General features: G+C 64.1%; 8 protein-coding genes. All 8 read right to left on the reverse strand.

Translation table 11 applies throughout. The annotated features are described in order from the left end of the window. Positions 1-47 precede the first annotated feature (47 nt). Positions 48-1,091 carry an SMP-30/gluconolactonase/LRE family protein gene (locus tag AC1ME3_RS02080; protein WP_480954640.1) on the reverse strand — a complete coding sequence of 348 codons (1,044 nt, stop codon included), beginning with the start codon at positions 1,089-1,091 and terminating at the stop codon, positions 48-50. Beyond that, positions 1,084-2,574 (reverse strand): tryptophan halogenase family protein, encoded by a 1,491-nt coding sequence (locus AC1ME3_RS02085; protein WP_480954641.1) that lies wholly within the window; start codon positions 2,572-2,574, stop codon positions 1,084-1,086. Before AC1ME3_RS02085 ends, AC1ME3_RS02080 begins: the two co-directional genes overlap by 8 nt. Beyond that, positions 2,571-3,092, reverse strand: a complete 522-nt coding sequence (locus AC1ME3_RS02090) for a cupin-like domain-containing protein (protein ID WP_480954642.1) — start codon at positions 3,090-3,092, stop codon at positions 2,571-2,573. Before AC1ME3_RS02090 ends, AC1ME3_RS02085 begins: the two co-directional genes overlap by 4 nt. Before the next feature lie 23 nt (positions 3,093-3,115). Next, on the reverse strand, positions 3,116-3,850 hold the full coding sequence (locus AC1ME3_RS02095; protein WP_480954643.1) for a SapC family protein: 735 nt from the start codon (positions 3,848-3,850) through the stop codon (positions 3,116-3,118). A 337-nt stretch (positions 3,851-4,187) separates the two neighbouring features. After that, complete coding sequence (locus tag AC1ME3_RS02100; RefSeq protein WP_480954644.1) at positions 4,188-7,382, reverse strand: TonB-dependent receptor; 3,195 nt, start codon at positions 7,380-7,382, stop codon at positions 4,188-4,190. A 369-nt stretch (positions 7,383-7,751) separates the two neighbouring features. After that, complete coding sequence (gene uxaC / locus AC1ME3_RS02105; protein WP_480954645.1) at positions 7,752-9,164, reverse strand: glucuronate isomerase; 1,413 nt, start codon at positions 9,162-9,164, stop codon at positions 7,752-7,754. Then, positions 9,161-10,432, reverse strand: coding sequence for an MFS transporter (locus AC1ME3_RS02110; RefSeq protein ID WP_480955737.1), 1,272 nt, complete (start codon positions 10,430-10,432; stop codon positions 9,161-9,163). The genes uxaC and AC1ME3_RS02110 overlap by 4 nt, the downstream gene beginning before the upstream one ends. 8 nt (positions 10,433-10,440) lie before the next feature. Further along, positions 10,441-11,652, reverse strand: a complete 1,212-nt coding sequence (gene manD / locus AC1ME3_RS02115) for a D-mannonate dehydratase ManD (RefSeq protein ID WP_277984441.1) — start codon at positions 11,650-11,652, stop codon at positions 10,441-10,443. Between the last annotated feature and the right edge of the window lie 3 nt (positions 11,653-11,655).

An 11,655-nucleotide genomic window follows, 5' to 3' on the forward strand; every position in this document is an offset into this window, starting at 1 on the left:
ACCCCACACGGCGAAGGGCTGAACGGTCCGTGTCGAACGAAGATCGATCAGCCCTCGCCTTGCCAACCCGGACGCAGCGGCAGGCGCAGGACGCGGTCGTTGGCGGTCATGTATAATGCTCGACCTCGTTCCCCGAACGCGCAGTTGGCGATCGGCGCACCGGTCGTCACCAACGCGAGCGGCTCGGCATCGGGCGTCATGAACATCATGCCGCCGGGCACCGAGCACACCAAGATCCCGTCGCGCGCGACCTTCATGCCGTCGGGCAGCCCTGCCCCGCCCCGCGCCTTCATCGCCGTGGCATCCAGCAGCACCCGAGCGTTGCGCACGCCTTTCGCATCTAGGTCGTAGACCATGATCCGCGGCGCGGTTTCATCCGACACCGACACGTAAAGTCGCGTTTCGTCAGGCGATAGCGCGATGCCGTTCGGTCGGGTCAGGCCTCCCTCCAGCAGTTCGACCGTACCGCCGGGCCGCAGCCGATAGACGCCGTTCACCGCCAGTTCCTTCAGCGGCGACGTATCGTCTTCGGTCAGCCCATACGGCGGATCGGTGAAGTAGATCGTCCCGTCGCGCGCGACGTGCATGTCGTTCGGGCTGTTGAACCGCTTTCCCTGGTACCGATCGACGACCGTCTCGCGCCGTCTTGTGCCCAGATCCACGCGGTCGATCGAACGTCCGCCGCTATTCGCGATCAACAGGCGGCCTTCACGGTCGAGCGTCAGTCCGTTTGCACCCGGCTCGCGGATAAGCTTCGGATCGGTGCCTCCTGCCCCCGACGGATCGAGGAACGGCACGGCCGGGCCACCCTTGCGCCAGCGACGAACGATGTTGGCGGGTGGATCGGAGAACAGCAGATACTGCCCGGCATCGACCCACACCGGGCCCTCCGCCCAGCGAATGCCGGTCGCGATCGTCTCGACCCGAGTGCCGGGCGCGACCATCCGGTCGAACGCCGGCGACATCCGCTGGATGCGCGGCTCGGCGTCGGGGCTAGTGCCAAAAGCTGGCGCGGCGACCATCGCCACCGCCCCGACCAGAATATCGCGCCGTCCCGGCCAGAACGCGTCCTTGGCGGTCCGCTCAAACATCGGCGGGACAATAGGTGCGCAGGAAGTCCTGATGTGTCGGCAGGACCGCAACCTGTCTGGCGATGTTCGTCTTCATGTCCCCCAGAACCTGTCGCAAGCGCGGCTTACCCATGATCCGGCCCATCCGGTGATGCTGGCGGGGAGACAGCCGCTGACCCGTCATGACCTGCGCCCAGGACGCGACGCGGAAGATCTCCTCGCCGTCCTGATACGCCATGCCGCTTTCGCGAAACAGCGCAATGCGGTCGCTCAGCGTTTCCGGTATCGTCATCGTCCGGCATGCACCCCAGAACGCCGTGTCGTCGCGCTCCGTCAGGACGTAATGCAGCACGATGAAGTCGCGGATCCGTTCGATATCGGCGGCCGCCTGTTCGTTGAAGCGCTTGGCCGTCGCCGCGTGGTTTCCGCCGAACGGGAATACCTGGAGCAAGCGCGTGATGCCGATCATCGCGAGGTGAATCGCGGTCGACTCGAGCGGCTCGACGAACCCGCCCGCCAGTCCGAGCGCGATGCAATTGCCGCGCCAGACGTCCTGGCGACGGCCGGGCTGGAAGCGGATCAGGCGTGGATCGAACAGGACTTCGCCTTCGACTTCGGCGAGCAATTGCGCGTGGGCCTCATCTGCGGAGAGGTGCCGGCTGTCATAGACGAGCCCGTTGCCGACACGGTGCTGGAGCGGGATCTGCCAGCGCCACCCCGCACCGTGCGCGATCGCGCGCGTGTACGGCATCGCCGGCCCGACCGAGCGCGTCTGCGTGACGACCGCGCTGTCGGTCGGCAACCAATGCCGCCAATTCTCGAACGGCGATCGCAAAGTCTGGCCGATCAGCATCGCGCGGAACCCGGTGCAGTCGATGAACAGATCGCCCTCGATCCGCTCCCCCGAGCGCAGCACGAGCGCGGCGATGTCAGCGCTCTCGCCGTCCTGTTCGACACGGTCGATGAACCCTTCGATGCGGCGCGCGCCTGCACCCTCGGCCAATGTGCGCAGGTGTTGCGCATAGCGGCCCGCGTCGAGGTGATAGGCATAGCTCAGCTCGGGTGCATTGCCGCCGATCGCGAACCGCTCCGCCTTGGCCGCCTGGAGTTCGAGGCAATAGTCGCCCAGGTCGCCGCCGAAACCGTCCTCGCGCGCCTGTAGCCAGAAATGGTGGAACGCACCCATCCAGGTCGACTGGCCAGTTTCGCCGAACGCGTGGATGTAGCGATCGCCGATCCGCGCCCAGTTCTCGAACGATATGCCGAGTTTAAAGGTGGCGCCGGTCTCGGCCATGAACTGCTGCTCGTCGATCCCGATCAGCCGGTGGAACGCGCGTGCCGTCGGGATGGTCGACTCGCCGACGCCGATCGTGCCGATCTCTTCGGATTCGACGAGCGTGACGTCGACCAGCGCGCCGAGTTGCTGCGCAAGGGCGGCGGCGGCGAGCCAGCCGGTGGTGCCGCCGCCCGCGATCACGACGCGGCTCCGCTGTGTGTCCGTCATGGCCATCCTATCTGTTGAGACGTTGCAGGACCTGCGCCCGCAAGTGCCGCGCTGCACAGTCGTCCAGCGTCGCCAATGCACCGCGCGCATGCGACCTGCCCGCCCGGCGTCGGTTCGAGTGGCCCCGGATACAGGTTCGCGACCTGATTGGGCGGGAACACCGTGAAACGGCGCCCACTAGCCACCGGGCAGGCGATGTTGTTCGACATGCCCCAGTGCGCCGCCACGGTCGTCCGGTTGCCGATCCAGAGACTGGCGGGCGGCGTGCCGGAACCGGGCAGGTCGCCCTCGGCCACAACGGGGTTCTCGCCGCACAAACCGGGGAAGAACGTATCGACGTCGGTCAAGCCGAGAGAGACCGATGGCGCCTCGTCTCCAGCGATACCCACGCGGGTCCGGTCGAGATAATTGGCCAGCGGCAAGTCGGCTGCCACTGCCTTCAGCGCGGCCGGTTCGCCAACCTCGATCAGCGCGGCGAAGTCGATCTCACCGCGCTTCGCATTCTTTATCGTACGCACAAACGACAGGGTAGCGAGTTGGGTCACTGTGTCGCGAGCCGGCTAGTCTTGCGTTCGATAAGGCTTGAAACGGTTCCAATCGATGCGACCGCAAAGACCGCGAGTTGAAGAAATCCGCGCGAATGAAGGCGCGACAAGGCTTTGCCATCCAGCGCGGCCAGCCGTTCGACCGAGATAGTGTAGAGATCTTCGAGCGTGTATTTATGCGTTTCGTCGAGGAATATCTCGAGCGCGACGGGCTCGATCAGCCCCTCCGTCTGGAAGGCTTCGAACATCGCGTCGTTCGCGATCACCCCATCATGGATGCGGCCGAGCACGTTCGACACGGCATCGAGATACGGGCTGTTGCCCCCATGCGGCATGAATACGGGCAGCCCCGCAACACCCGTGGCTTCAAGAGCAATGCGCGGGGAATCGAGATCGACGTGAATCATCGGTTCGCCGTCACTGCCGTCTTCATTGCGGGCCACGCCGATCGAGAAGGGTCCGCGCTGATGGAGTGCCGGGATGTAGCGTGCCTGCCATGCGCCATCGCCGAGGAACAGATTCTCGTCACGATCGAGCCCTACAAGGGCGACCGACTGGAACCGCCCATCCTCGGCGCGACGAAACAGGATCGGGTACTCGCGTTGCAGATCCTGCCATTCGGTCGGAAACACCAGCACCTGGTTCACGGCGTCGCCGAATTCGGGACCATGGCCCGTTACGACGGTCAGATGCTGGTGATCGACGTTGTTCAAAAGGACAATATTCGTCACGCTTCGCCTTTCGAAATCCATGTGTCCGGAACCACCGGCAGCATCATGCAGAGCGTCGTCACGGCAGGCAATCCGGCGTCGGCGAGATTGCAGCTACGACGCGCGACTGCGCGACTGCTGTCGAGGGCGTTTCCCGCCCAGCCTTGGATCTCACCGGTGTGCCTATCCCGACATCAGGGTCCGCGATCAATGAAAACACGTAGTAGCCTGCAAGGAGCAAATGCCCTGTCGTCTGGGTGATGCTGCACGACGCTCGCAGTTCACTATCCCGTTAGGCAGCGGCGCCCCCTCCCCAGCAGGAGAGGGGGCGCCGCCGCTTGTCGGGCACCGCATCAGCCTAGAAGCGGAAGCGACCGCCGAGCAGGAAGCGGCGGCGAAGCTCCTGGCCAAACCAGAGTTCGCTCTCGTCCCGGCCATAGGTGCGAAGCTTGGTTTCGGTAAGGTTGATACCTTCGATCGATACCGCGAAGTTCGGCGTGATATCGTAGCTGATATTCGCATCCAACTGACCGAACGGCTTGGTGAACTCCGGATTTTTCGAATTACCGCGATTGATTCCCGACAGGAACTTGTCGCGCCAATTATACGCGATCCGCGCCGAAAGACCGTATTTGTCGAAGATCAGCGTCGCGTTGAACGTATCGGACAGGCCGAGCAGCGCGAACTGGTTCTCGGTCGTGGGTGCCCCGATATTGAACCCGACATCGCCGCGCACCAGCGTATAGGCCGCGCTGACGCCGAAGCCGGTCGATCCGAAGAAATGCTGCCCCGCGGCTTCGAAGCCGTAGATCTCGGCATCCTTGTTGTTGATCGGCTGGGTCAGCTGGAACTGGTAGAGAACGTCCGTTCCGTTGGCGATGACGTCCCGGCTGCTGTTGATCTGCTTGACGAAATCATCGTTCAGCGAGCGCGTGGTGGCATTGTAATTCGCCTGGAAGACCGTGGTCGCCGCACCGATCGAGCCGGTCTGGTCGAGCAACGCCGTCAGCGCGAACAGATTGACGTCGCTCTGGTCGGCACCCAGCGCCTGCAACGCCGCCTTGGCCTGGCCCGACCGCGTTCCCGGCGCACCCGAGCTTGGATCCCTCAGCCCGAACAACGTGGTAGAGGTCTGGCCGTTACCGATGAAGTTGCGAACGCGCTTGTCGAACACGCCGAACGACAGATAGCTGTCTGGCTTATAGTACCATTCGAGCGACGCATCGAGGTTGTCCGACTCCAGCGGGATCAGCTTCGCGTTGCCCGACGATCCGGTCGCTACACCGCCATTGGCGATCGGCCGCGATGGTCCGCCGACGCTGGTCGAGGTGAACAAATTGCCATATTCGGGCCTGGCGATCGTCTTGCTGAACGACAGACGCCCAATCAGGTTGGTCTTGAGTTCGACCTGGAAATCCATCGACGGCAGAAAATTATTGTACTTGCCCGTATCGGTGAGGAAGCTGCTCTGGTTCGAGATCGTGATCGTGTAGTCATTGTCCGAGACCCAGTTGATCGCAGCCGGTACGGCGACGAGAGACTTCGACGTCGACTTCGTCTGCTCGTAGCGCACACCAGCGACGAGTGTTGCTGGCAATGAGCCGAGATCGCCCTTCCACGTCACCTGACCATATACCGACCAGATCTTCTCGCGGACGCGGTTGTCTTCGGTGGCGGTGGTACCGACGACGTTGCCGGCCTTGCTGTAGAACGGCGACAGGATCGAATAGATGTTTGCGGCATCGCCGCGAAACGCCGTCTGCGATTCCGGATCATTGCCCGGGTCATAATGCTTGAACTTGCACACGAGACAGAAGGACTGCAGCGCTCCGGGTGCCAGCCGTTCGACGTCACCCGGGTTGGTGATGCCCCAGTCGCCCAGAACCTGCTGGGTGGAAACCCGGGTCTGATGCATGTTGGTATTGCGCAGATTGCCGCCGAAATCGAAGCGGCTGCCGCCGCCGAGGTCCCAGCCGAAATCGCCGCGCAGTTCCTTCACGCGCTGATCCTGCGCGGACGCGTAGGTGCGGCCGATCTGCGAGCCTACCTCGTTCACCGTCAGGGGGCCGTTGAGCGTCACGTCCTGAACCGGGATAGCACCGGAGTAATCGACCGAATGCGCGGTGACGACGTTGGCAGCCATGCCGACCAGCGTTGAGCTGTTCCCGTTGGGGTTGTCCGGACGGCTGGATGCCTTGCTGTAGTGGCCGTCGAGATTGAACGTGAAGTTGTCGGTGATCTCCCATTTGCCGTTCAGGCCGAAATCCTGGATCCGGCTCTTCTGACCGCGGTTTTGCGCTTCGAACCCTTCGTCCTTGGCGCCATTGATCGTCTCGTGCAGATAGTTTGCGGTGGCGACCACGGGGTTGGCATCGAACCGGACCTCGTCGAACGGCCGGCTGAACCAGTTGGACAGATCCGAACGGATTTCCTTCTGCGTGTTCTGCGCGAATAGCGCATCCGCCGTCAGCGTGAGTGTCTCGATCGGCTTGAACTGGATGACAGCTTGGCCGTTGATGCGTTCGCGGCTGCCTTCCGCATAATGATACCGACTATCGTTCGGGAAGGAGACGAGCTGGTTCGGGTTGCTCGGCGCGCCGGTGATCTTCGTGCTGCCATCACCCTTGACGAAACCACCCGCCAAGAAGTCAGCGTACGACTGGACGTTCCAGTCGTTGGACGTCGCGGCGATCGATGTGAAGTTGCGCTTTTGGTAGCTGCCGAACAGCGAGACGCCGAACCGGTCAGTCGGATCGGCCCAACTGAGCACGCCAGATAATTCGGGCGTGACCTTAGATCCGCAATCGAGGCAACCATTGGTGCTGGTATCGTAGACGCCCTTCGCACCGATGCTGCCCGTCAGGCCACCCTTGCCGTCCAGCGGGCGGCGCGTGACGACGTTGATCGTCGCGCCGATGCCGCCGGTGGGAACCGATGCACGTCCAGTCTTGTAGACTTCTAGCGTACGGACGCCTTCCGAGGCGAGGTTCGAAAAGTCGAACGAGCGGCTTGCGCCCTGCGCGCTGTCGGAATTCTGATCGCCGCCGACAACCTGCACGTTCGCGGTCGCAAGCTGTCGGCCGTTCAAGGTGACGAGGTTGTAGCTCGGGCCGAAGCCGCGAACGGTGACGAGCGCGCCTTCGCCATTGGTGCGATTGATCGAGACGCCGGTGATCCGCTGCAACGACTCGGCAAGGTTGGTATCGGGGAACTTGCCGATGTCTTCCGCGGAGATCGCGTCGACGATTCCGGTCGAGTTGCGCTTGATCGCGATCGACCGTTCGAGGCTGGCGCGGACGCCGGTGACGACGATCTCATTGTCGACCGCAGGCAGGGCGGATTCGGACGACGGTGCGGTTTGCGGTTGGGTCAACTGACCGGCTGCCGCAGCAGGGTCCGCCGTCGTGCCGGGTGCCGTCGTCGGCTGAGCATTCGTCGCTTCAGCACCCGTCTGGGTTTGCGCAAACGCCGTCCCCGACACGGCAAGACAGCTAGCCACTGCTAAAACGGATACCGAGCGCGCGAGCGCCGACGAAAGACTATCAGCCTTCATGTTCATCCCCCCTTGATCGCGGCCCTGATGCCCGCGGAAAACTCACGTCGATCGTTGCCGACTGTGCGAGCGCTAACATATTCCCTTGAAGGGCGTTGGCAAGCATCTTGAAGTAGTAGAGGCGTGGTATCCCGGCTGTATTAAAGCCCGCCAAAACGGTCTCTGACCTTACTCTGAACTTGCCAAAGCCTTGGAGTAGCAATCAAATTAGCACGGGCGAACCGTTCGAAACCGTTGTGTTATTTTTGCTACACCATTGCAAAATCTAAACCATATCGACTTAAGTCTTGTTTCGTGCCGGTATTGAATCGTAGGCGAATCGCACACGAAGCCCGAGACTATATCTTCAGAGCCCGGCGCGCAGATGCCTCACAGCCGATAGGCTTGCTTGACCAAGTCATAGGCAAGCGCACGGGCAACCTCATGCGCCTCGTCCTCTTCGAGCCGGTGTTCAGCGACGAGTTTCGCCAGGAACGCGCAGTCCATCCTCCGCGCAACGTCGTGCCGCGCAGGGATCGAGAGGAAGGCGCGGGTGTCGTCGTTGAAGCCGACCGTGTTGTAGAAGCCGGCGGTCTCGGTCGCGCGTTCGCGGAACCGGCGCATGCCCTCCGGGCTGTCGTGAAACCACCAGGGCGGGCCGAGCCGCAACGACGGGTAATGGCCGGCAAGCGGGGCGAGTTCGCGGGAATACGTATCCTCGTCGAGCGTGAAGAGGATCAGCGTCAGCGCCGGGTTGTTGCCGAACCGGTCAAGCAGTGGTTTCAGTGCGCGGACGAACTCGCCGGGGAGCGGGATGTCACCACCCTTGTCCCGACCGAAGCGCGCCAGCACCGAAGCGTTGTGGCTGCGCGAGACGGCGGGGTGGAGCTGCATCACCATACCGTCCTCGACCGACATCGCCGCCATCTCGGTCAGCATCTGCGCGCGGAAAAGCTCCGCGTCGGCGGCACTCGGCTGGGCCATGACACGGGCGTAGAGCGCGTCGGCTTCGGCGGGCGACAGGTCAGCGGTCGCCGCCGACGGGTGACCGTGATCGGTCGAGGTCGCGCCGGCGTCGCGGAAGCGCGCGCGGTGGAAACGATGCGCGGCGAGATAGCCCGCATAGCTGCCGACATCTTCGCCCGCGGTTTCGCCGAAGCGGCGGACGTTGGCGATGAAGCCCGGCGTGTCGGGATCGACAACGGGATCGGGGCGATAGGCCGTTACGACGCGGCCGTTCCAGTCGCTCGCACGGATCGCGGCGTGGTGGTCGAGCGGGTCTAGTGGGCTTTCGGTCGTCGCGATCAGTTCGATGCCGAACCGGTCGAACAGCGCGCGCGGGCGGAAGTCGGGCGTCTTCAATGCGGCGTCGATGGTGTCGTAATACAGGTCGGCGGTCGCGGGTTCGAGGCGGACGTCGATGCCGAACGCCTCGGCGAACACCCAGTCGAGCCACATCCGCGACGGCGTGCCGCGGAACAGATGGTAGTTTGCCGCGAAGATATTCCAGATCGCGCGCGGATCGGTCTCGGTCGCACTCCCATCCACCGTCGGCACACCGAGCGCGTCAAGCGGCACACCCTGGCTGTATAGCATCCGGAAGACGTAGTGGTCGGGCACGATCAGCAGCGAGGCGGGATCGCTGAACGCCTCGTTCCGCGCGAACCATGCCGGATCGGTGTGACCATGCGGACTGACGATCGGCAGGTCCTTCACCCCCGCATGAAGCGCACGGGCGATGTCACGGGTACGGCCTTCGCTGGGAAACAGGCGGTCGGGGTGGAGGCGTAGCGGATGGGTCATGCGAGGCGTTCCGGATCGACGGGGGTATAGTGCGGTACGAGCAGGTGGATAACCAGCAACGCGACGAAATAGGCGCATCCGGCGACCGCGAAGATCGGGCCGTAGCTGCCGACGCCGGCGAGGATAGTGCCGGCGAACTTGGCCATCAGCATGCCGCCGCATGCACCCGCCAGTCCGCCGAGACCGATCACCGATCCGCCCATCCCACGTGGGAACAGGTCGCCGGGGATCGCGTACACGTTGGCGGAGAAGCCTTGATGACAGGCGCACGCCAGGCCGATCGCCGCGACCGCCCACCAGAGTCCGGGTGCCTGCGCGGCGAAGATGATCGGCAGGGCGAACAGCGCGCAGGCGAACAACGCGGTCTTCCGTGCGCGGTTCGGGGTCTGGCCGCGTGCCAGCAACCGCGACGAGAACCAGCCGCCCGCGACCGATCCGACATCGGCCAGCACGTAGACGGCGACCAGCGGCGGACCGAAATCGAGCATCTTCACGCCGTATTGCCGGTTGAAGAAGTCGGGCAGCCAGAACAGGAAGGTCCACCACACCGGATCGATCAGGAACCGACCGAGCATGTACGCCCAGGTCTGTCGCAGCCGCAGCAGCGTGCGCCAGCGGACCGGTTTGGCGGCGGGTACGGGATCGGCCTCGATCCATGCCAGTTCCTCGGGCGTCACGCGCGGATGCTTGCGCGGTGAGCGGTAGAAGGTGAGCCAGGCGACCAGCCAGAGTACGGTCAGCGCGCCGGTCACGATGAACGCCATCCGCCAGCCGAACGTTACCGCGATCACAGGCACGATCAACGGCGTGAGGATCGCACCGACGTTAGAGCCCGCGTTGAAGATGCCGATCGCCAGCGCACGCTCGCGTTGCGGAAACCATTCGTTGGCCGCGGCGAGCGCGGCGGGGAATGCACCGGCCTCGCCGATCGCGAGCGGGATGCGTGCGAAGATCATCATGCCGGCGCTGGTGAACAGCGCATGCGCGACATGCCCGATCGTCCACAGCGTCACCGCGACCGCATAGCCGATCTTCGCGCCGACCCGGTCGACGAACCGTCCGAACAGCACATAGGCGATGCCGTACGCCGCCTGGAATGCGATCGCGAGATCGGCATAGCCCTGCTCGCTCCAGTTATAGCGTGCCTGGAGTTCGGGTTTCAGCACCGGCAGCACGAGCCGGTCGATATAGCTGAGCGCGACCGCGGCGAAGAGCAGCGCACAGACAATCCACCGCACTTTGCCGCGCGGTTTCTCGGCTGCTGGCATGGCCGCGCTCACCAGTTGCACAGCGTGCCATCCTCAAGACGCGCGACCGGAAGATAGGCGCGTTTATAATCGTAGGTCGCGGCGAGATCCTCGTCGATGTCGACGCCTAGCCCCGGCGCCTCCCCCGGATGCATCATGCCGTCGTCGAAGCTGTACGCATGCGGGAAGACCGCATCGGTCTCGTCGGTGTGTGGCATATGCTCTTGCACGCCGAAATTGGGCACCGACAGCCCGAAATGCAGCGCCGCCGCCATCGCCACCGGCGACAGGTCGGTCGCGCCGTGACAGCCGGTCCGCACCTGGTACAGGTCGGCGAGCGACGCGATCCGTCGCAGGTGAGTGATGCCGCCGGCATGCACGACGGTCGCGCGGATATAGTCGATCAGCTGGTTCTGGATCAGGTCCTTCGCGTCCCAGATCGAATTGAACACCTCACCCACCGCGATCGGCGTCGTCGTATGGTGCCGGATCAGCTTGAACGCCTCCTGGTTCTCGGCCGGCGTCGGGTCCTCGATCCAGAAGAGATTATACGGCTCGAGCGCCTTGCCGAGCCGCCCCGCCTCGATCGGCGTCAGCCGGTGGTGGATATCGTGCAGCAGGTGAACATCCCACCCCATCGCCTCGCGCGCCGCCTTGAACAGTTCGGGCACGACGCGGAGGTATTTCTCGGTCGACCACACGCTCTCGCTCGGCAGGTCGGCATCGGCGGGCTCGTAGCGCGCGCCGTGCTTGGCGACGCCGTAGGTCGAGGCGAGCCCCGGTACGCCGCACTGCAGCCGGATCGCCTTGTAGCCCTTGGCCTGCTCCGCCTTCGCGACCGCGATCGTGTCCTCGATCGTCGTGCCGTTGGCGTGCGCGTAGACCATGCACGCATCGCGCGCCGCGCCGCCGAGCAACTGGTATACCGGCATGCCCGCAAGCTTGCCCTTGATGTCCCAGAGCGCGGTGTCGACCGCGGCGATCGCCGCCATCGTCACCGGCCCTCGGCGCCAGTAGGCGCCCTTGTAGAGATACTGCCAGACGTCCTCGATCCGGTGAGCGTCGCGGCCGATCAGGCACGGCACGACGTGATCGGTCAGATAGCTGGCGACGCTCAACTCGCGGCCGTTGAGCGTGGCGTCGCCGAGCCCGGTGGTGCCATCGTCGCACTCGATCTTCAGCGTGACGAAATTGCGCCCCGGACAGGTGACAATGACACGGGCGGAAACGATCTTGGGCATCGC

Source organism: Sphingomonas sp. BL2, from assembly GCF_056680015.1.